This is a genomic window from Streptomyces parvulus (genome assembly GCF_014648855.1).
Lineage (GTDB): Bacteria > Actinomycetota > Actinomycetes > Streptomycetales > Streptomycetaceae > Streptomyces > Streptomyces parvulus.
Genome location: NZ_BMRX01000016.1, coordinates 203,452 through 224,506 on the forward strand (window position 1 = coordinate 203,452; position 21,055 = coordinate 224,506).

At 73.4% G+C, this 21,055-nt stretch carries 14 protein-coding genes; 4 read left to right on the forward strand and 10 right to left on the reverse strand.

The window, feature by feature from the left end:
• Positions 1–88: 88 nt before the first annotated feature.
• The 4 genes from IE108_RS29155 to IE108_RS29170 all read right to left on the reverse strand — a co-directional run bounded on the left by IE108_RS29155 (position 89) and on the right by IE108_RS29170 (position 6,275).
• Positions 89–2,308: an NADP-dependent isocitrate dehydrogenase gene (locus IE108_RS29155; RefSeq protein WP_064730914.1), complete on the reverse strand. Its 2,220-nt coding sequence runs from the start codon at positions 2,306–2,308 to the stop codon at positions 89–91.
• A 37-nt stretch (positions 2,309–2,345) separates the two neighbouring features.
• A complete protein-coding gene (locus tag IE108_RS29160; RefSeq protein ID WP_079163745.1) occupies positions 2,346–3,488 on the reverse strand; it encodes a mechanosensitive ion channel family protein in 1,143 nt (380 codons plus the stop codon).
• Between the two features lie 208 nt (positions 3,489–3,696).
• Positions 3,697–5,241, reverse strand: a complete 1,545-nt coding sequence (locus tag IE108_RS29165) for an amino acid permease (RefSeq protein ID WP_064730915.1) — start codon at positions 5,239–5,241, stop codon at positions 3,697–3,699.
• Between the two features lie 32 nt (positions 5,242–5,273).
• Positions 5,274–6,275 carry a hypothetical protein gene (locus tag IE108_RS29170; protein WP_064730916.1) on the reverse strand — a complete coding sequence of 334 codons (1,002 nt, stop codon included), beginning with the start codon at positions 6,273–6,275 and terminating at the stop codon, positions 5,274–5,276.
• Positions 6,276–6,549: 274 nt separating this feature from the next.
• On the opposite strand from IE108_RS29170, the gene IE108_RS29175 reads away from it, so the two are divergent.
• From IE108_RS29175 to IE108_RS29185, 3 genes are all read left to right on the forward strand, one after another.
• The gene (locus IE108_RS29175) at positions 6,550–7,989 is read left to right on the forward strand and encodes an FGGY family carbohydrate kinase (protein ID WP_064730917.1); all 1,440 of its coding nucleotides are present in this window, start codon (positions 6,550–6,552) and stop codon (positions 7,987–7,989) included.
• Between the two features lie 211 nt (positions 7,990–8,200).
• A complete protein-coding gene (locus IE108_RS29180; RefSeq protein WP_064730918.1) occupies positions 8,201–9,607 on the forward strand; it encodes an FAD-dependent oxidoreductase in 1,407 nt (468 codons plus the stop codon).
• Entirely contained in the window at positions 9,604–10,815 is a 1,212-nt protein-coding gene (locus IE108_RS29185; protein WP_064730919.1) for an NAD(P)/FAD-dependent oxidoreductase, read from the forward strand. Before IE108_RS29180 ends, IE108_RS29185 begins: the two co-directional genes overlap by 4 nt.
• A gap of 35 nt (positions 10,816–10,850) precedes the next feature.
• Here the strand turns inward: IE108_RS29185 and IE108_RS29190 are convergent, their stop codons facing one another.
• The gene (locus IE108_RS29190) at positions 10,851–11,750 is read right to left on the reverse strand and encodes a lysylphosphatidylglycerol synthase transmembrane domain-containing protein (protein ID WP_079163746.1); all 900 of its coding nucleotides are present in this window, start codon (positions 11,748–11,750) and stop codon (positions 10,851–10,853) included.
• 204 nt (positions 11,751–11,954) lie between these two features.
• Here IE108_RS29190 and IE108_RS29195 point away from each other — a divergent pair, with 204 nt between their 5' ends.
• Positions 11,955–13,829 carry an ABC transporter ATP-binding protein gene (locus IE108_RS29195; protein ID WP_107420515.1) on the forward strand — a complete coding sequence of 625 codons (1,875 nt, stop codon included), beginning with the start codon at positions 11,955–11,957 and terminating at the stop codon, positions 13,827–13,829.
• On the opposite strand, the gene IE108_RS29200 is transcribed toward IE108_RS29195, so the two are convergent.
• The 5 genes from IE108_RS29200 to IE108_RS29220 all read right to left on the reverse strand — a co-directional run bounded on the left by IE108_RS29200 (position 13,826) and on the right by IE108_RS29220 (position 20,779).
• Positions 13,826–15,616, reverse strand: coding sequence for an ATP-binding SpoIIE family protein phosphatase (locus tag IE108_RS29200; RefSeq protein ID WP_079163747.1), 1,791 nt, complete (start codon positions 15,614–15,616; stop codon positions 13,826–13,828). The genes IE108_RS29195 and IE108_RS29200 overlap by 4 nt on opposite strands.
• 115 nt (positions 15,617–15,731) lie before the next feature.
• Positions 15,732–17,336 carry a glycoside hydrolase family 13 protein gene (locus IE108_RS29205; RefSeq protein WP_064730921.1) on the reverse strand — a complete coding sequence of 535 codons (1,605 nt, stop codon included), beginning with the start codon at positions 17,334–17,336 and terminating at the stop codon, positions 15,732–15,734.
• A 107-nt stretch (positions 17,337–17,443) separates the two neighbouring features.
• Positions 17,444–18,319, reverse strand: coding sequence for a carbohydrate ABC transporter permease (locus IE108_RS29210; protein WP_064730922.1), 876 nt, complete (start codon positions 18,317–18,319; stop codon positions 17,444–17,446).
• A gap of 17 nt (positions 18,320–18,336) precedes the next feature.
• Positions 18,337–19,296, reverse strand: a complete 960-nt coding sequence (locus IE108_RS29215) for a carbohydrate ABC transporter permease (RefSeq protein WP_064730923.1) — start codon at positions 19,294–19,296, stop codon at positions 18,337–18,339.
• A 67-nt stretch (positions 19,297–19,363) separates the two neighbouring features.
• Positions 19,364–20,779, reverse strand: coding sequence for an extracellular solute-binding protein (locus tag IE108_RS29220; protein ID WP_064730924.1), 1,416 nt, complete (start codon positions 20,777–20,779; stop codon positions 19,364–19,366).
• Positions 20,780–21,055: the final 276 nt, after the last annotated feature.

Sequence of the window (21,055 nt, forward strand, 5' to 3'; positions counted from 1 at the left end):
CTCCGGAGGCACGGACGGCAAAGGCGGCACAGGCGGACACCCCGCCTCCGAGGGTGCGGAGACGGGGTGCCGGGGGAAGGGGCGAGGATCAGGCGAGGGACGCCAGCGCCTCGTTCCAGGTGGCCGAGGGGCGCATGACCGCGGCGGCCTTGGCCGGGTCGGGCTGGTAGTAGCCGCCGATCTCGGCGGGCTTGCCCTGGACGGCGTTCAGCTCGTCGACGATCTTCTGCTCGGCGGCGGTGAGCGTCTCGGCGAGCGGGGCGAAGGCCTTGGCCAGGTCCGCGTCGTCGGTCTGCTTGGCCAGCTCCTGCGCCCAGTACAGGGACAGGTAGAAGTGGCTGCCGCGGTTGTCGATGCCGCCGACGCGGCGGGTCGGCGACTTGTCCTCGTTGAGGAAGGTCGCCGTCGCGCGGTCGAGGGCGTCGGCGAGGACCCGGGCCTTGGTGTTGCCGGTCGTCTCCGCGTACTGCTCCAGGGACGGCACCAGGGCGAAGAACTCGCCGAGGGAGTCCCAGCGCAGGTAGTCCTCCTTGACCAGCTGCTGCACGTGCTTCGGGGCCGAGCCGCCGGCGCCGGTCTCGAAGAGGCCGCCGCCCGCCATCAGCGGGACGACCGACAGCATCTTGGCGCTGGTGCCCAGCTCCAGGATCGGGAAGAGGTCGGTCAGGTAGTCGCGCAGCACGTTGCCGGTGACCGAGATGGTGTTCTCGCCCCGGCGGATGCGCTCCACCGACAGCTTGGTCGCCTCGACCGGGGAGAGGATCTTGATGTCCAGGCCCTCGGTGTCGTGCTCCGGCAGGTACTGCTTCACCTTGGCGATCAGGTTGGCGTCGTGCGCGCGGCCCTCGTCCAGCCAGAAGACGGCCGGGTCGCCGGTGGCGCGGGCGCGGGTGACGGCCAGCTTGACCCAGTCCCGGATCGGGGCGTCCTTGGTCTGGCAGGCGCGGAAGATGTCGCCGGCGGAGACCGTCTGCTCCAGCACGGGCTCGCCGTCGGCGCCGACCAGGCGGACCGTGCCCGTGGTGGGGATCTCGAAGGTCTTGTCGTGGCTGCCGTACTCCTCGGCCTTCTGCGCCATGAGGCCGACGTTCGGGACCGAGCCCATGGTGGAGGGGTCGTAGGCGCCGTGGGCGCGGCAGTCGTCGATGACCGCCTGGTACACGCCGGCGTAGGAGGAGTCCGGGATGACGGCGAGGGCGTCGTGCTCCTGGCCGTCCGCGCCCCACATGTGGCCGGAGGTGCGGATCATGGCGGGCATGGAGGCGTCGATGATGACGTCCGAGGGCACGTGCAGGTTGGTGATGCCCTTGTCGGAGTCGACCATGGCCAGCTCGGGGCCCTCGGCCAGCTCGGCGTCGAAGGAGGCCTTGATCTCGGCGCCCTCGGGCAGGGACTCCAGGCCCTTGTAGATGCCGCCGAGGCCGTCGTTCGGGGTGAGGCCGGCCGCGGCGAGCTTGTCGCCGAACTGCGCGAAGGTCTTCGGGAAGAAGGCGCGGACCACGTGGCCGAAGATGATCGGGTCGGACACCTTCATCATCGTGGCCTTCAGGTGCACCGAGTACAGGATGCCCTCGGCCTTGGCGCGGGCGACCTGCGCGGTCAGGAACTCGCGCAGCGCGGCGACGCGCAGCACGGAGGCGTCGAGGACCTCGTCCTTCTTCACGGGTACCGACTCGCGCAGCACCGTGGTGGTGCCGTCGTCGCCGACCAGCTCGATGCGCAGCGCGCCGTCCTCGGCGACCACCACGGACTTCTCGGTGGAGCGGAAGTCGTTCTCGCCCATCGTGGCGACGTTCGTCTTCGACTCGCCGGTCCAGGCGCCCATGCGGTGCGGGTGGTTCTTGGCGTAGTTCTTCACCGAGGCCGGGGCGCGGCGGTCGGAGTTGCCCTCGCGCAGGACCGGGTTGACCGCGGAGCCCTTGACCTTGTCGTAGCGGGCGCGGACGTCGCGCTCCTCGTCGGTCTTCGGGTCGTCCGGGTAGGCCGGCAGCGCGTAGCCCTGGCCCTGCAGCTCGGCGATCGCGGCCTTGAGCTGCGGGATCGACGCCGAGATGTTCGGCAGCTTGATGATGTTCGCGGCGGGCGTCTTGGCCAGCTCACCGAGTTCCGCGAGGGCGTCCGGGATGCGCTGGTCCTCGGTGAGGTACTCCGGGAAGAGGGAGATGATGCGGCCGGCCAGCGAGATGTCGCGGGTCTCGACGGCGACACCCGCCTGCGAGGCGTACGCCCGGATCACCGGCAGGAACGAATACGTCGCCAGGGCCGGGGCCTCGTCAGTGTGTGTGTAGATGATGGTCGAGTCAGTCACCGGGTGCTCCGCTCCACGTCTGCAACATTGCTCGACATCAAGATATCTCGTGCTCGGCGTCGACTCGACTGGGGTTCGGCGGGAGATTCGGGACGAATCCGGCGTGCAGGGCCTCGTCGGCCGGTCCGGTGCGCTGCTGCGGGAACACCACGGCCCCCTGCTGGAGCGCGACCGTCCGGGCGGGCGACGGGATCCGGATGCCCTCCGTGCGGTAGCGCCGGTGCAGGCGCTTGATGAACTCGTGCTTGATCCGGTACTGGTCGCTGAACTCGCCCACCCCGAGGATCACGGTCATGCCGATCCGCGAGTCCCCGAACGTGTGGAACCGCACCGCCGGCTCGTGCTCGGGCACGGCGCCGGTGATCTCGGTCATCACCTCGGAGACCACGTCGATCGTCACCCGCTCCACGTGCTCCAGGTCACTGTCGTAGGAGACGCCGACCTGGACCAGGATGGTCAGCTGCTGCTCGGGCCGCATGAAGTTCGTCATGTTGGACTGCGCGAGCTTGCCGTTCGGGATCACGACCAGGTTGTTGGACAGGTCGCGGATGGTGGTCTGGCGCCAGTTGATGTCCTCGACGTAGCCCTCCTCGCCGCTGCTGAGCTGGATGTAGTCGCCCGGCTGCACGGTCTTCGAGGCGAGGATGTGGATGCCCGCGAAGAGGTTCGCCAGCGTGTCCTGCAGGGCCAGCGCGACCGCCAGACCACCCACGCCCAGGGCGGTGAGCAGCGGCGCGATGGAGATGCCCAGGGTCTGCAGCATCACCAGGAAGCCGATGGCCAGCACCAGGATCCGGGTGATGTTCACGAAGATCGTCGCCGACCCGGCGACCCCGGAGCGCGACGTCGTCACCGACCGCACCAGACCGGCGATCACCCGGGCCGCCGTCACCGTCGCCACGAAGATCAGCAGCACCGTCAGCACCTGGTTGACGTTGTGCTGCACCGTCCGCGTCAGCGGCAGCGCCGCCGCCGCACCGGCCGTGCCGGCCGACAGCGCCGCCCACGGTGCCATCGTGCGCAGCGCGGCCACGATGACGTCGTCGCCGCCCCACCGGGTGCGCCCCGCGTGGCCGGCCAGCCAGCGCAGCAGCATCCGCAGCAGGAAGGCCCCCAGCAGGCCCGCGCCCAGCGCGATGCCCGCGGGCACCACGTGGTCCATGGTCAGGTCGTCGGTCACCGGCCACCTCCGCGGGGGCGGGGCGTGGCGAAGTTCCCCGCCGACGGCCGTATCTGAACTCTCGTCACGTCGTCACCTGCTCGCTGCCTGCTGGATCACCGGATGTGCGCCCGCGCCGGTCCGCAAGGCAGTTCGACCGGCGCGAGGGCTCATCCTGCCGTATCCCGGGCGGTGCCCCGTACCGCGCACGGGAGCGCGGGGAGGGGTTTCAGACGATCCCCTCGGCGAGTTCCTCCTGCTCACGGTCGTCGCCGTACGCCGCGGCCGTCGGAGTGCCGTACGAACGCCGGGCCACGAACCACCACACCGTGGCCAGAACCAGTACGACGACCAGCGCGACGGCGGCGTAGTTCATCGTGTCGACCGTCACCGGCGACGACTGCGGGAGGCAGAACAGCACGGTGACGAACGCCACCCACACCACCGCGACCCAACCGACCGGCCTGCTCCACCGGCCCAGGTGCCACGGCCCCGGCGTGAACCGGTCGCCCGCCCGCAGCCGCAGCAGCACCGGGATGGCGTACGCCGGGGTGATGCCGATGACGTTGATCGCGGTCACCGCGCCGTACGCCGTCGCCGAGTACAGGGACGGCACCGCGAGCAGCCCGGCCACCACCACCGACAGCCACACCGCGGCCACCGGCGTCTGGGTGCGCGCGGAGACCTTGCGCCACAGGGCCGAGCCCGGCAGCGCGCCGTCCCGGCTGAAGGCGAACACCATGCGGCTGGCGGCGGCCACCTCCGCGTTGCCGCAGAACAGCTGCGCCACGATCACCACGAGCAGCAGCGCGCTCGCGCCGTCCGTGCCCAGGCCGTCCAGCAGGATCTGCGCCGGCGGCACCCCGGTCGCCGTGTCCCGCGTGGCCGCGTAGTCCTGGATGGCGAAGGTCAGCCCCGCCAGCAGCACGAAGCCCGCCAGCCACGACACCCAGATGGCCCGCACGATGCCGCGCGCCGCCGACACCGACGCGTTCGAGGTCTCCTCGGACAGGTGTGCCGAGGCGTCGTAGCCGGAGAAGGTGTACTGCGCGAGGAGCAGACCGATCGCCGCCACGTACAGCGGGTTCTCCCAGCCGGTGTCGTTGACGAACTCGGTGAAGACGAAGGACGGCGACTGGTGGTGGTCGGGCACGATCACCAGCGCGCCGACGATCAGCGCCACACCGGCCAGGTGCCACCACACGCTGACCGAGTTGAGGACGCTGACCAGCCGCACGCCGAAGAGGTTGAGGGTGGCGTGCAGCAGCAGGATCACGACGAAGATCAGCATCGTCTTCTCCGGCGTCGGCTCGAAGCCCCACTGGAGGTTCAGGAACGCGCCGGTGAACAGCGCCGCCCCGTAGTCGATCCCGGCGATCGCGCCCAGCAGCCCCAGCAGGTTCAGCCAGCCCGTGTACCAGCCCCAGCGGCGGCCGCCGAGCCGGTCGGCCATGTAGTACAGCGCGCCGGACGTCGGATAGGCGCTGGTGACCTCGGCCAGCGCCATGCCGACGCAGAGCACGAACAGGCCGACGCCCGCCCAGCCCCACAGCATCACGGCGGGGCCGCCGGTGCCCATGCCGAAGCCGTACAGGGTCATGCAGCCGGACAGGATCGAGATCACCGAGAAGCTGATCGCGAAGTTGCCGAAGCCGCCCATCCGGCGGGCCAGCACCGGCCGGTAGCCGAGTTCGCGCAGCCGCTGCTCCTCGTCGGTGGCGGCACCGGACCCGGCGCGCGGCCCCGGGACGGACGGATCAGTGGGGCGGGACATACGAGACCTCCGGAACGGAAGGGTGTGGGGGGTCAGGGGCGCCGGCCACCGCCCTGGGCGGCCGAGCGGCTGCGCGTCCGGGCCTGGAGGAAGACCTCCACCGCCCGCTGGGAGGACCCGGTCCCCGGGGTACGGCAGGCCCAGGGCTGCGGTGTCCAGTACGGGCCGAGCGCCTCGAACACCCGGTCCGCCTCGGAGAACCGCAGGGCGCCCCACAGGGCGTGCGCCAGGTGGTTCATGTCCAGCGGGGAACGCTCCTCGTGGGGGGTGAGGGCGAACCAGGAGTCGTACGCCTGGCGCGCCTCGCGGGTGGCGTCCTCCGCCACCCAGTGCAGGTCCAGCGCGGCCTCCCGGGAGGCCGAACGCCGGTAGCGCTCCACCCGCACGTACAGCGGAAGCACGTGCAGCGCCGAACCGGGCGGCGCCGAGCCCGCCGCCCACTGCGCGAACCCGGCGGCCTGCGCCAGCCGTTCGGAGCCGCCCCGCGGATACAGGAACTGGAGCATGCGGTGATGGGCCTCGCGGTTGTGCGGGTCCCGCTTGCCGGCCTGGGCGAGCAGTCCCCAGGGCCCCGGCGGCAGCATCGGTTCCGGCGGCGCCATCCGGTGCTCGTCCCAGCGCTGCCCCTCGTCCAGCCGGGCCAGCGCCAGCAGGCACACCCACGGCACCGGGTCGTACGGCGCCGAACGGGCCGCCGCGTCGCAGGCGTGCCAGGCCTGGAGCCAGAGTTCACCCGTGCGCGCGTGGCCCTCGCGGTGCGCCCGCAGCGCGCGCTCGACGACGACCCGGGCGTGCATCACCGCGGCCGGCACGCTGCCGGGTTCCTCCGCGAGCCAGGCCCGCACCACGTCGGTGCCCGCGGCCGAGGCGGCCAGCACCTGGGTCCGCTGCGTCCACCGCGGCCAGGACGTCGTCTGCTCCAGCAGCGCCCGCATCGACATCCAGCGCCCGGCCCGCAGCTCCTGGAGGGCGGACCGCAGCCCGGAGTCGTGGCCGGCCGGATCGTAGGCGGGCGGTGCCCCCTCCCTGGCCATCAGACGCCCGCCGCCTGCTGCGGTGCGGACGGAGCGGCGGCGTGGCGTGACAAACAGCCCTCCCCTGGGCGGCGGTGCGGTGGTGGTGCGGTCGGCGGACACTATAGAGGCGGAGGTTCCGCCTCTGTTCACTTTCGGTACAGCCGTGCAAATCCTCTCCCAGCAGGGCGAACCGGCCCTCGGCCAAGGGCTCTTGACGACGTCCGCGCCCGGCGGCAGGCTGGCCCGCAGTGATCGCCGGGACCGTCGGCGGCGGAGCCGGGAAGGGACGCGGATGAGCGGTGCGGTGCTCGCCGTCGACCAGGGCACGTCCGGCACCAAGGCCCTGGTGGTCTGCCCCGAACGCGGCGTCCTCGGCACCGGCTTCGCCGAGGTCGGACCCCGCCCGCTGCCGGGCGGCCGGGTCGAGGCCGACCCGGAGGAGCTGTACGGCTCGGTGCTCGACGCCGGACGGCAGGCACTCGCCGAGGCCGGCGAGCCCGTCACCGCGCTGGGCCTGGCCAACCAGGGCGAGACGGTCCTCGCCTGGGACCCCCGGACCGGCCGGCCGCTCACCCGCGCGCTGGTCTGGCAGGACCGCCGGGCCGAGCCGATCTGCACCGAACTCTCACCCAGGGCCGACGAGTTGCGCGAGCTGACCGGACTCCCGCTCGACCCGTACTTCGCCGCGCCGAAAATGGCCTGGATCCGACGCCACCTCACCCGCGACGGCCGGATCACCACCTCCGACAGCTGGCTGGTCCACCGGCTCACCGGAGCCCACGTCACCGACGCCGCCACCGCCTCCCGCACCCAGCTCCTCGACCTCGACCGCACCGACTGGTCGCCCCGCGCCCTGGAGCTGTACGGACTGTCCGGGGAGCCGTTTCCGGACGTCGTCGACAACGCCGCCCCGGTCGGCACGACGAGCGCCTTCGGACCCGAACTCCCGCTCACCGGACTGGCGGTGGACCAGCAGGCGGCCCTGCTCGCCCAGCGCGTCACCGAACCCGGCACCGCCAAGTGCACCTACGGCACCGGCGCGTTCCTCCTCGCCCACACCGGCACCACCCCGACGCGGGGCGCCTCGGGGCTGGCCGGCTGCGTCGCCTGGCGGCTCGGCGGGCGCACCGACTACTGCCTGGACGGGCAGGTCTACACGGCCGCCTCCGCCGTGCGCTGGCTCACCGGCCTCGGAGTCGTCACCGGCGCCGCCGACCTCGACCCCGTCGGCGCCACGGTGCCCGACGCCGGCGGCGTCACCTTCGTCCCCGCCCTGGCCGGCCTCGCCGCCCCCTGGTGGCGCGGCGACCTGCGCGGCTCGCTTACCGGACTCGGCCTGGACACCACCCCCGGCCACCTGGTGCGCGCCCTGTGCGAGGGGATCGCCGCCCAGGTCGCCGAACTCGCCGACGCGGCGGCCGCCGACCTCGGCACCCCGCTGACCGCGCTGCGCGTCGACGGGGGCCTGACCCGCTCCTCCCTCCTCATGCAGACCCAGGCCGACCTGCTGCAACTCCCCGTCGAGGTGTCCGCCCTGCCGGACGCCACCGCCCTCGGCGCGGCCGCGCTGGCCCGCCTCGGCGCGGACCCGTCCCTGACCGTCGCCGACGCCCTTCCCCGCACCGGCCCGACCACCGTCTACGAGCCCCGCGTCGGCACCGACGAGGCCCACTCCCGCCGCGCCCGCTTCCGCGGGGCGGTCGACGCCCTGCTGGCCGGGGGCCGGGCGTGAGGGGCGGAGGCCGCCGTCGGTGGCGGTCGAGCGACGGGGGCTTCGACCGCGGCGCTGCCGGCGGGGGGCGCGTCGCGGCGGCCCGTCCGCACCAGGGCGGTGGGCGCGCCGCTCACGCCGGGCGCACCCTCCCGGCGCCCGAGCACCCGGCCGGCCCGTGCCGCGGACGCCGGCCCCGCAAGGGCGCCGTCCGCCCCGGACGGAGCCCCGCATGACCACCGTCACCGCGTCCGGCCCCCTGCCCGAGGACACCTACGACGTGGTGATCGTCGGCGCCGGAGTGGTGGGGTGCGCGATCGCGCGGCGCCTCGCACACCACCCGGCCCTTCGCGTCGCCCTCGTGGAGGCGGGGGACGACGTGGGACAGGGCACCTCCAAGGCCAACACCGCCATCCTGCACACCGGCTTCGACGCCGTACCCGGCTCCCTGGAGGCCCGGCTGGTACGGGACGGCTCCCGCCTGCTCGCCGCGTACGCCGCGGAGTCCGGCATCCCCGTCGAGCCGGTGGGCGCGCTCCTCGTCGCCTGGGACGAGGAACAGCTCGCCGCCCTGCCCCGGCTCGCCGAGAAGGCCGCCCGCAACGACTGCCACGACACCCGCCTGCTCGGCCCCGCCGACCTCTACGCCCGCGAACCCCACCTCGGCCCCGGCGCGCTGGGCGCCCTGCACGTGCCCGGCGAGAGCGTCATCTGCCCGTGGACGACGACCCTGGCCTACGCCACCCAGGCGGTCCGGGCCGGTGTCCACCTGCACCTCGAAACGCCCGTCGAGCACGCCGGCCACCGCGACGGCGTCCACCACCTGACCACCCCGCGCGGCCCCCTGCGCGCCCGCCGGCTCGTCAACGCCGCGGGACTGCACGCCGACACCCTCGACCGGGCCCTCGGCCACCACGACTTCACCGTCACCCCGCGCCGGGGCCAGCTCATCGTCCACGACAGCTTCGCCCGCGCCCTCGTCCGGCACATCCTGCTGCCGGTCCCCACCGCGCTCGGCAAGGGCGTGCTGGTCGCCCCCACCGTGCACGGCAACGTCCTGCTCGGCCCCACCGCCGAGGACCTCGACGACAAGGGCGCCACCGAGTCCACCGCCGAGGGACTGCGCCGGCTGCGCGAACAGGGCCGCCGCATCCTCCCCGCGCTGCTGGACGAGGAGGTCACCGCCGTCTACGCCGGCCTGCGCGCCGCCACCGAGCACGACGACTACCGGATCACCGCCGACCCCGCCCTGGGCTCCGTCACCGCCGGGGGCATCCGCTCCACCGGCCTCACCGCCTCCCTCGCCATCGCCGACCACGTCACCGGTCTGCTCGCCGGCACCGGACTCGACCTCGGTCCCGAACGCCCGCCGGACCCCGTGCGCATGCCCTCGCTCGGCGAGGCCGACCCGCGCCCCCACGAGCGGCCCGAACTGGTCGCCGCCGACCCGGAGTACGGCGTCCTCGTCTGCCACTGCGAGCGCGTCTCCCGCGGCGAGATCCGCGACGCCCTCGCCGGCCCGATCCCGCCCCGCGGCCTCGACGGACTGCGCCGCCGCACCCGCGCCCGCGCGGGCCGCTGCCAGGGCTTCCACTGCGGGGCCGCGGTGCGGGAACTCTTCGAGGAGGGGCGCCCGTGACGCGCGAGGTCGACGTCCTGGTGGTGGGGGCCGGCCCCGCCGGACTCGTGGCCGCCGCCGGGCTCGCGACGACCGGTGCCCGCGTCGAGGTCCTGGAGCGCGATCCGTGGCCCGGGGGAGCGCCGCTCCACTGCGCGCACCGCGGCTACGGCAGTTGGCCGCGCGCACGGACCGGACCGGCCTACGCCCGCCTGCTCGCCGACGCGGCGCTCCGCGCGGGGGCGGACCTGCGCACCGGTGTCACCGCCCTCGACTGGGCCGGCCCCCGCGCCCTCGCCACCGTGGGGCCCGGGGGAGCCGAGACGATCACCGCGCGGGCCGTCCTGCTCGCCACCGGAGCCCGCGAACGCCCCCGCGCCGCCCGCCTGGTGCCCGGCACCCGTCCCGCGGGCGTCTACACCACCGGCGAACTCCAGCGTGCCGTCCACCGGCACGGGCAGCACGTCGGCGACCGCGCCGTCGTCGTCGGCGCGGAGGCCGTCGCGCACGCCGCCGCCGACACCCTCCGGGCCGCCGGAGCGGAGGTCGTGGCGCTGGTCACCGAGCTGCCCCGCCCCGCGCGCACGCTCGACACCCGGCTCCGGCACGGCACCCCGGTCCTCACCGGCACCACCGTCGCCGAACTCCTCGGCCACGGGCGCCTCTCCGGCGTGCGCGTCCGCCACCGCGACGGCCGCACCACCGTCCTGCGCTGCGACACCGTCGTGTTCACCGGCGACTTCGTCCCCGAGCACGAACTCGCCCGGCGCGGCGCGCTCGCCCTCGACCCCGGCACCCGGGGCCCCGCCGTGGACGGCGCCCTGCGGACCACCCGCCCCGGCGTCTTCGCGGCCGGCAGCCTCCTGCACGCCGTCGAGAGCGCGGCCGTCGCGGCCCGCGAGGGCGCCCACGCCGCGACCGTCGTACGCGACCGGCTGGAGTCCGGCGCGAGCGACGGACCGCCCGCCGCCGTCCCCCTCGTCGCCGGACCGCCGCTGCTCCGCGTCACCCCCAACCGCGTCACCCCCGCCGACCGCCTCCCGTACCTCCTGCGCACGGCGATCCCGCTCAACCGCCCCGTCCTGTACGTCACCCAGGACGGCCGACCGCTGCACCGAGCACGGCTCCCGCTCACCACCGCCGTCCCGCACCGCCCGCTGACGCTGACCGCGCGCTGGACGCACCGGGTCGACCCGGACGGCGGACCGGTACGGGTCACCGTCGCCTGACGACGCTCAACGGCCGCCCGGCAGCCCGGCGGCCCTCAGATCACCCGCATCCGCACCAGCGCGGCCAGCGTCAACGCGCCCGGCAGCAGCGGCAGCCACACCGTCAGGAGCCGGAACGCCAGCACCACCGCCGTGGCCACCGCCCCGGGACCGCCCGCCGCCACCAGCGCCACGACCAGCGCCGCCTCGACCGAACCGATGCCCCCCGGTGTCGGCACCAGGGCCACCGCCACGGTCGCCGCCAGGTACGCCACCGCCATGTGCCCCACCGGCACCGGCAGCCCCAGCGACAGGCCCACCAGGACCAGCGCGGACGCCTGCAGGGCCGGGAACGCGAGCGCGCCGCCCCACAGCGCCAGGGCCCGCGCCGGCAGGCGGTGCACGGACCGGGCCTCACCGAGCGCCGTCCGCAGGAACGACACCAGCGCCCCGCGCAGCCGCGGCGCCAGCACCAGCACCACCGCCGCCACGACCGGCACCGCGGCCGCGGCCACCAGCAGCGGCCCCACCGCCCCCTCGGGCAGCAGCGTGCCGAGCCGCAGCGCGTCGGGGAACGCGACGAACAGCGCGGCCAGCAGCGCCAGCCGGCCCACGCTCTCCGCCAGCAGGTACAGCGCGAGAGCCGCCGAGGACCGGGCCAGCGGCAGCCCGCACACCGCCATGAACCGCAGGTTCACCGCGCTCGCGCCGAGCCCCGTGGGCAGCAGGTGGTTGGCCGCGCCCGCCGCGAACTGCGCGGCGACCAGCCGCCGTCGGGGCAGCCGCTCCACCACCGCGCCCTGGCGGGTGCAGGCGGCGGCCACCCACGTCAGACAGGTCGCGCCGGCCGCCGCCAGCAGCCAGGGCCAGCGGGCCGTGGCGAGATGGCCGAAGCCCTCGGCGAGCACGGACCGGTGCCGCACCGCCACCACGGTGACCAGCAGCAGCGGAAGCACGCACAGGATCCGGCGGACCGGAAGCCGGCGCAGGAGCGGCCGCTGGGGAAGTCTCGGGAGTCGTACCGCTGTCGTCACATCACAAGAGATTCCCCCAGCCGCGCCAACTACGGATGGCCGACGCGCGGACGACGGCTTACGGACCGCGGGCGCCGCCGCCTTGACCTCAAGGTTGCTCGAGGTTCTACCGTCCTCCGCATGAGCATGGAGACCACAGCCTGGACCCAGCTGCACAGCGTCATGAACGCCGAGCAGGAGCGCCGCCCCCTCGCCCGCGCCACGCTGCGCCGCATCGGCGCCTTCGCCCGCCCGCACCGCCGGCGCATCGTGCGGTTCGTCCTGCTCGGGGTGGTAACCGCGCTCCTCGCCGTCGCCACCCCCGTCCTCGCCGGACGCGTCGTGGACGCGATCGTGTCCGGCGGCGACGAGAGCCGGGTCGTGCACCTCGCCCTGCTGATCGCGGCCATCGCGGTCGCCGAGGCGGTGCTCGGCATCCTCTCCCGCCGGCTCTCGGCGACACTGGGGGAGGGGCTCATCCTCGATCTGCGCACGGCCGTGTTCGATCATGTGCAGCGCATGCCGGTCGCGTTCTTCACACGTACCCGTACGGGCGCGCTGGTCTCCCGGCTCAACAACGACGTCATCGGCGCCCAACGTGCCTTCAGCAACACCCTGTCCGGCGTGGTCAGCAACCTCGTCACCCTGCTGCTCACCCTCGCCGTGATGCTCACCCTGTCCTGGCAGATCACCCTGCTCGCCCTGGCGCTGCTCCCGGTGTTCGTGCTCCCCGCCCGGCGGATGGGCCGCCGCATGGCCCGCATGCAGCGCGAGGCCGCCGCGCTCAACGCCGCGATGGGCACCCGGATGACCGAGCGGTTCTCCGCGCCCGGCGCCACGCTGATCAAGCTCTTCGGCCGCCCCGAGGACGAGTCCGCCGAATTCGCCGACCGGGCCCGCCGCGTCGCCGACATCGGCGTGCGCACCGCCACCGCCCAGGCCGCCTTCATCACCGCCCTCACCCTCGTCTCCGCGCTCGCCCTGGCCCTCGTCTACGGCCTCGGCGGCTTCCTCGCCCTGCGCGGCAGCCTCGACCCCGGCGCCGTCGTCGCCCTGGCCCTGCTCCTCACCCGCCTCTACGCCCCGCTCACCGCGCTCGCCGGAGCCCGCGTGGAGGTCATGAGCGCCCTCGTCAGCTTCGAGCGGGTCTTCGAGGTGCTCGACCTGACCCCGCTCATCGCCGAGCGGCCCGACGCCCGCCCGGTCCCCGACGGTCCGGTCGCCGTCGAGTTCGACGACGTCCGCTTCGGCTACCCGGCCGCCGACAAGGTCTCCCTCGCCTCCCTCGAAGAGGTCGCCTCGCTGGACACCCGCGGCGGCGACGAGGTCCTGCACGGCCTCTCCTTCCGCGCCGAACCCGGGCAGACGATCGCCCTCGTCGGCTCCTCCGGCGCCGGCAAGTCGACCATCGCCCAACTGCTGCCCCGGCTCTACGACACCGACGGCGGCACCGTGCGCGTCGGCGGCGTCGACGTCCGCGACCTGACCGCGCGGTCGCTGCGCGACACCGTCGGCATGGTCACCCAGGACGGCCACCTCTTCCACGACACGGTCCGCGCCAACCTGCTGCTGGCCCGCCCGGGGGCGAGCGAGGACGACCTGTGGGACGCGCTGCGCCGCGCCCGCCTGCACGACCTCGTACGGTCCCTGCCCGACGGTCTCGACACCGTGGTCGGCGAGCGCGGCTACCGGCTCTCCGGCGGCGAACGCCAGCGCATGACCATCGCGCGGCTGCTGCTGGCCCGCCAGCGCGTCGTGATCCTCGACGAGGCCACCGCCCACCTCGACAACACCTCGGAGGCGGCCGTCCAGGAGGCCCTCACCGAGGCCCTGGCGGACCGGACCGCCCTGGTGATCGCCCACCGCCTGTCCACCGTCCGCACCGCCGACCGGATCCTCGTGGTCGAGGCCGGCCGCATCGCGGAGAGCGGCACCCACGACGAACTCCTGGCCGCCGGGGGCCGCTACGCCCAGCTGCACCACGCCCGCTTCGGCCGCCGGACGGTGGACAAGGCGGCCTAGGGCCGCTGCGGGCCGGCCACCCCGGCCCGCGACGGCAGATCCTGTTCCGCCCAGACCACCTTGCCGTCCGGGGTGCGGCACGAACCCCAGCGCCGGCACAGCATGTTGATCAGCTGGAGACCCCGCCCGCTCTCGTCGCTCACGTCGGCGTGCTGGATCTGCGGCAGGTCCGGTCCCGAGTCGGAGACCTCCACCGACAGCCGCTCGTGCCGCAGCAGCCGCAGCTCGCCCGGGGCGTTCCCGTACCGCAGGGCGTTGCCGACCAGCTCGCTGACCACCAGCTCCGTCGTGTCGACCAGCTCCTCCAGCGCCCACCGGACCAACTGCTCCCGCACCGCCGTACGAGCCTGCCCGGCGGCCGTGCCGTCCGGCGGCAGCCGCCGTACGTACACGCCGCACGAGGGGCCGAGCGGGCGCGCGCGAGCGACCAGGACGATCGCGTCGTCGGACCGGTCGCCGCCGATCCGCTCGGCCACCGCCGCGCGGTCGGTGCCGTCCTCGGGCAGACCGTCGGCGACCGCCTCGCGCAGCCGCTCCAGCTGGTCGGCGAGGGCCGCCGTGCGCGATCTGATCAGCCCGTCCGTGTACAGCGTCAGCCGACCGCCCTCCGGCACCGGCCGCTCGACCGGGTCGTACGGGATCACCCCCGCCCCCAGCGGCGCCCCGGCCGGCACGTCCAGGTACACGGCGCCGCCGTCCGCCCCGGTCAGCAGCGGCGGGGGGTGCCCCGCACTGGCGACCCGGAAGGTGCCGCCGCACGGGTCGTAGACCGCGCACAGGCAGGTGGCGACCTGGTCCTCCTCCAGGTCCCGGGCGGCCAGGTCCAGCCGCGCCAGCAGCCGCTCGGGCGCGATGTCCAGCGCCATCAGGGTCCGGGCGACGGTGCGCAGCCGGCCCATGGTCGCGGCGGCGGCCAGGCCGCGGCCCATCACGTCCCCCACCATCAGCGCGGTGCGCCCGCTGGGCAGCGCGACCACGTCGAACCAGTCGCCGCCCACCGCGGCCGGATCCGTCGCCGGGTCGTAGCAGGAGGTCACGTCCAGGCCCGGGGTGCTCGGGCTGGACCGGGGGAGCAGGGCCCGCTGCAGGGTCACCACGTGCTCGCGCTCCCGGCCGTAGAGCCGGGCGTTGTCGATGTACACGGCCACCCGCGTCACCAGTTCCCGCACCAGGGCCACGTCGGCCCGGGTGAACGGCGACCGGCTGCCGGTCCGCACGAAGTCGGCCAGCCCCAGGAGCACCCCGCGGGCGATCAGCGGCACCGCCAGGTACGAGTGCACGCCCGCGGCCCGCATCCGGTCGGCGCCCGCGGGGGTGAGCGCCACGGCCGTGAAGTCGGACCCCCGCATCTCCGTGAGCAGCACGGGCGCGCGGTCGGTCAGGCACCTGCGCACGAGACCGTCGGGCGCGTGCAGGGACGGGTCGCCGACCGGGTCGGGGGCCAGATCGAGCCCCGGCACCTCGGCGACCGCCATGGCCCGCAGCCCTGGCGGGTCCGTGCCGGAGCCGTCGTGGCCGGCCTCCTGATGGCGGAGCACCGACTCCAGCAGGTCCACCGCGCACCCGTCGGCCAGCTCCGGCACCGTGAAACCGGCCAGCTCCTCGGCCGTGCGCCGCAGGTCGAGGGTGGTGCCGATGCGGGTGCCCGCCTCGTTCAGCCAGGCCAGCCTGCGCCGGGCACGCACCGCCTCGGTCACCGGCCGTACGGCGCCCTTCAACGCGCGGCGCCCACCGCCGAGTGCCCCGGGAGGCCGGTCCGCTCCGCGCAGCCACGGTCGTTCCCGCACGCGTCGCCTCCTCCCACGGGCTCCTCTCCCGATTCTCCCTCTCCCCGGGAGACTCGGCGACGGCGAGGCCCCGGCCGGCGGGGGAGCGCCGGACGGGGCACCGGTCGGGGACGGCTCAGCCGCGCAGCCACACCGCCGTGTCGGCCGGCAGCCGCCCGTCACCGTCCAGCGGCCCGCTGGCGAGCAGGAGCGAGCGGTGCGCGGGCAGCTCCGCCGGCCCGGCCCCCAGGTTCACCACGCACACGAGCCCGCCCGGCCGCCGGAAGGCGAGAACCACGTCGGGGGCGGGCAGCCAGTCCAGCGGACCGTCACCGAACCCCTCGGCGGTGCGCCGCAGCCGCAGCGCCTCGCGGTAGAGCGACAGCATCGAACCCGGGTCCGCCGCCTGCCGGTCCGCCGCGTACCGGGCCCAGCCCTCGGGCTGCGGCAGCCAGGGCTCGGTCTCGGAGCCGAAGCCGCAGTACGGGGCGTCCGCCGACCAGGGCAGCGGCACCCGGCAGCCGTCCCGGCCCGGGTCGGTGCCCCCGGAGCGGAAGTGCATCGGGTCCTGGATGCTCGCGCGCGGGACGTCCGCCTCGGGCAGGCCCAGCTCCTCGCCCTGGTACACGTAGACCGAGCCCGGCAGGGCCAGCGTGAGCAGGGCCGCGGCGCGGGCGCGCCGGAGGCCGAGGGCCGGGTCGGACGGCGTCCCGAACGCCTTCGTCGCGAAGTCGAAGCCGGTGTCCTCACGGCCGTACCGGGTCACCGTGCGGGTCACGTCGTGGTTGCACAGCACCCAGGTGGCGGGGGCGCCGACGGGAGCGTGCTCGGCCAGGGTGTCGTCGATGGTGCGGCGCAGCCGCCCCGCGTCCCAGGGGCAGGACAGGAAGTTGAAGTTGAAGGCCGTGTGCAGCTCGTCGGGCCGCAGGTAGCGGGCGAAGCGCTCGGCGTCCGGCAGCCACACCTCGCCCACGAAGACACCCCCGTACTCGTCGGCGACCGCGCGCCACGAGCGGTAGATGTCGTGCAGCTCGTCCTGGTCGATGTACGGGTGCGGGTCGACGCCCTCCACGAAGTCCGCCAGCGCGGGGTCCTTCGCGAGCAGCGCGGCCGAGTCGATGCGGACACCCGCCACCCCGCGCTCGAACCAGAACCGCAGGATCTCCTCGTGCTCCCGGCGCACCTCGGGGTGGGCCCAGTTGAGGTCGGGCTGCTCCGGTGTGAACAGGTGCAGGTACCACTCGCCGTCCGGCACCCGGGTCCAGGTGCGGCCGGAGAACTGGGACGGCCAGTCGTTGGGCGGGAGTTCGCCGTCCGCGCCGCGGCCGGGCCGGAAGTGGAAGCGCTCCCGCTCCGCGCTGCCGGGGCCGGCCTCCAGCGCCGCCCGGAACCAGGCGTGCTGGTCGGAGACGTGGTTGGGCACGATGTCCACGATGGTGCGGATGCCCATCTCCCGCGCCTCGGCGATGAGCTTCTCGGCCTCGCCGAGGGTGCCGAAGGCCGGGTCGATGGTGCGGTAGTCGGCGACGTCGTAGCCGCCGTCGACCAGCGGGGAGACGTACCAGGGCGTGAACCACACGGCGTCCACGCCGAGTTCGGCGAGGTAGGGCAGTCGCGCCCGGACGCCCGCGAGGTCACCGGTGCCGTCGCCGTCGCCGTCGGCGAAACTGCGGGGATACACCTGGTAGATGACGGCGTCGCGCCACCAGTCTTCGGTGCGCTGCGAGGTGGGGGCTGCCACGTGACGGTCCTTTCGGGCAGGGTGGGTCTTCGCCGCCGGCCCGGACAGTGCGGGGCGTCGGACGGGCCGGCGGCGAAGCTTGACGGGGACGGGCCCGGCGGTGGGCGTCAGCCCTTGAGTCCGCCGGCGGTGAGTCCGCTCATGATGTTGCGCTGGAAGATCAGGAAGATGATGAGCGTCGGCAGCGAGGCCATGGTCAGCGCGGCGATCAGCACGTTGACGGGCACGCCGTTGGACAGGGAGTAGATGCCGACGTTCAGGGTCTGCCTGGCCGGGTCGGGCAGGGTGAGCATGGGCCAGAGGAAGTCCTTCCAGACGCCCACGATCGCGAAGATGGACACCACGCCGAGGATCGGCCGCGAGATCGGCAGGACGATCGACCGCAGGGTGCGCATCGGGGACGCGCCGTCCATCGAGGCGGCGTCGAGCAGCTCCCGGGGGATCGAGTCGAAGAACCGCTTCAGCAGGAAGATGTTGAACGCGTTGGTCACCGAGGGCAGCCAGATCGCCCAGGGCGTGTTCAGCAGGTTGCGTTCGAAGATCGGCACGTCGAGCACCGTCAGGTACTGCGGCACGACGAGCACGGTCGCCGGGATCATCAGCGTCGCCAGCATCATGCCGAGGATCGCCTTGCCGAAGACCGGCCGGAGCTTGGACAGCGAGTACGCCGCCGCCACGTCGAGCACCAGCTGGAAGGCGAGCGCGCCGAACGCGTAGTAGAGGGTGTTGCCCAGCAGGCCGGCCAGGTCCATGACGTTCCAGGCCTGCGAGTAGTTGTCCGGCTCGAAGGACTCGGGGAGCAGCGTCGGCGGGGTCCGCACCACCTCCTGGGTGTCCTTGAACCCGCTGGAGACCATCCAGTACATGGGGCCGAGGAAGACCACGGTGAACAGCGTGATCACACCGCCGAACGTCACCCAGTACAGGACCTTGCCGCGGGGCCGGGCGAGCTGGGCCGGCGAGATGAGCGTGCGTGTGGACATCGGTGGATTCCCCCGGCCTACTCGTCCTCGGCGCGGTTGAGCTTCACGTACGCCGCCGAGAACCCGGCCAGCAGTACGAGGAGCAGCAGGCCGAGGGCCGCCGCGGCGCCGTAGTTGTTGAAGTTGAAGGCGTACTGGTAGATGAGGTAGACGACGGTGGTGGTCGAGCCCTCGGGCCCGGCGCCGCCGGTGAGCAGGAAGGGCTCCACGAAGACCTGCATGGTGGCGATGATCTGCATGAGCAGCATCAGCGAGAGGATGAGCCGCGTCTGCGGGATCGTCACGTGCCAGACCTTGCGCAGCAGTCCGGCCCCGTCCAGCTCCGCCGCCTCGTACAGCTCCCCCGGAATGCCCTGGAGCGCCGCGAGGTAGATGAGGGCCGCGCCGCCCATGTTCATCCACGTCGAGGCGATGACCACGGACAGCATGGAGAGGTCGGGGTCCTGGAGCCACTGCTGCTCGGGCAGTCCGACGGAGCCGAGCAGTTCGTTGAGCAGTCCGTACCCCGGGTCGTAGAGGTACTTGAAGAGCAGGACGGCGGCGACCGGCGGCAGCATCACCGGCAGGTAGACCAGCAGCCGCAGGTACCCCTTGCCGTGCCGCAGCTCGTTGATGACGAGGGCGACGACGAACGGGACCGCGAAACCGAGGACCAGGGCCAGCACGGTGAACAGCAGCGTGTTGCGCCAGGCCTGCCAGAAGGCCGGGTCCTCGAAGACCGTGCGCAGGTTGTCCAGGCCGACCCAGGAGACCTCGCCCTGGTCCGTCTTCTGGAAGGCGAGGAGGAACTCCCGGACCATCGGGTACCAGGAGAAGAACGCGAAGCAGAGGACCGCTCCGATCAGGAAGCCGTGCGCGGTGAGGTTGCGCCTGAGGCTCCTGCCGAAGGACCCGGCGCGCGGGGGCGGGCCGTCCGCCGGCGGCTGGGCGTGGCGGGCTCTCGCCACCTTGCTCGGGGTCAGGCTGGGGGCCGACATCGTCGCTCCTTGGGGCTGATCTCATGGGCCCCGGGGGGCGGTGCGGCCCGCCCCCCGAGGGAGCCGGTCACTGCGTGGCCAGGACCTGGTCGACCTGCTTCTCCGCGTTGGAGAGCAGCTTGTCGATGTCGGCGTCCTTGTTGGTCAGGAGGCCGGACATCACGTCGTCCAGGACCTTGTAGACCTCCTGCGCCTTCGGCGGCTCGGCCATGCCCGGCACCGGGTTGTCCATGAACGCCTTGAAGTTCTCGACCGGCATGGTGGCGTGCTCGACGCGCGCCGCGTCGTCCTTCTGCTTCGACGCGTTCAGCCAGAAGTTGGGCTGCGGGAGACCCACGGGAAGCTTGTCGGCCTTCTTGCGGGCCCAGTCGAACTGCCCCTTGCCGACGGTCAGGTTCTCGAAGTTCAGCCAGGCGACGGCCGCCTTGACCTTGTCCGCGGAGATCCCCTTCTTGATCATGTAGCTGTTGCCGCCGGCCAGCGTGTTCTTCTCGCCCGGGATCGGGCCCATGCCGAAGTTCTCGTAGTCCGCGCCGAGTTGCTGGACCATGTAGGTGATGTCGTCGGGCGCGGCGAGGAACATGCCGAGCTTGTCGGTGGCGATCTGCTTCTGCAGGTCACCCCACTTGAGCAGCTGGGTCTTGCCCATGCTGTCGTCCTCCCAGCGCATGGCGTGGAGGTTCTCGGCGACCTGCTTGCCCGTCTCGTTGTTGAACGCGGCCTTCTTGCCGCTCTCGTCGACGACCGCGGCGCCCCGGCTGTACATCTGCGCCGTGAAGTGCCAGCCGCCGGTGTTGCCCGCGCTGTACTCGCCGAAGCCGGCGATGCCGTCGCCGAGACCGGCGATCTTCTTCGCGGCCGTGCGGACCTCGTCCCAGGTGCGCGGCGGGGCGTCCGGGTCGAGGCCGGCCTGCTCGAAGAGCTTGCGGTTGATCAGCAGGCCCATGGTGTAGTTGCTGGTGGGCAGGCCGTACAGCTTCTCCTCGTGCTTCAGCGAGCCGAGGACGTTCGGGTCGATGTCCTTCAGGGCCGGGACCGTCTTGTCGTTGACGTACGCCGTGATGTCCTCGGCGCCGGCGTTGTCGAGCACCTGCGGCAGGTCCGTGAAGTACGTGTAGAAGATGTCGGGCTGCGACTTGGCCTTGAGCATCGCCGTGAAGCGCGGCGGCTCCAGGCACTGGCCCGGAGTGGAACGGCCCTCGATGGTGACGTTCGGGTAGATCTTGTTGAACGCCTTGACGTCCTCCTTCCACTCCTTCAGCTCGGCCGCCTTCGCCGCCGGGGGCATGCAGTCGATGGTGAGCGTGACCTTCGTCTTCGGGTCCAGCGGAGCAGCCGGGTCGGAGGACCCGCTGCCGCCTTCGGAACCGCCGCCGTCGTCGCTGCTGCTCGTGCCGCAGGCGGCCAGAGCGGTCAGGGTGAGAGCGGAGACGAGCGTGATGGCGCCGGCACGGCGAGTACGGCGGAACCGAGCACTTCTCATGGGTGGTCCCCTTCGGGCATGAACGTGGAAGGCGCCCCACCGCCGATGCGTTGTGGGGCGCCGCACACTCAACCACCGCGAACAAGTGAACGCAATATCTCGCGCTGATTTCGTAATTGTTTGACAGTCGACCGAAGAAGTTGAGGATCCGCTACCGGTCCGCCACCTGCGCGGTGGAGCCCCGAACGACCAGTTCCGGTTCGAAGAGCAGCTCCCTGTGCGGGACTTCGGTGCCTTGGATCTGGGCGCAGAGGAGGTCGACGGCGGCGCGTCCCA